1 protein-coding gene is annotated in these 321 nt (G+C 69.2%); it reads left to right on the top strand.

Annotated features, from left to right (window positions below):
• The coding region (locus SB816_RS30570) for a thiamine pyrophosphate-dependent enzyme (RefSeq protein ID WP_410548061.1) at positions 1-321 on the top strand (321 nt) is incomplete at both ends.

Here is a 321-nt window from a genome sequence, read left to right as displayed (position 1 = left end):
GGAGGCGTCGGCGGTCGGCGTCATGAGCCACCTGAACGATGCCGATTACGTGGCCACCACGCATCGCGGTCACGGCCATTGCATCGCCAAGGGCGTGGACGTCTTCGGGATGATGGCGGAGATCTACGGCAAGAAGACCGGGGTCTGCCAGGGCAAGGGCGGCTCCATGCACATCGCCGATTTCGAGAAGGGCATGCTCGGCGCCAACGGCATCGTCGGCGCCGGGGCGCCGCTGGTGGTGGGCGCGGCCCTGGCCGCCCGGCTGCAAGGCACCGACGGCGTGTCGGTGGTGTTCTTCGGCGACGGCGGCTCCAACGAAGG

Origin of the sequence: Achromobacter sp. SIMBA_011 (assembly GCF_046535435.1) — a bacterium.
Lineage (GTDB): Bacteria > Pseudomonadota > Gammaproteobacteria > Burkholderiales > Burkholderiaceae_B > Achromobacter > Achromobacter dolens.
Note: the sequence above shows the minus strand (reverse complement) of the source record. Positions and strands in the feature narration are given on the sequence as shown.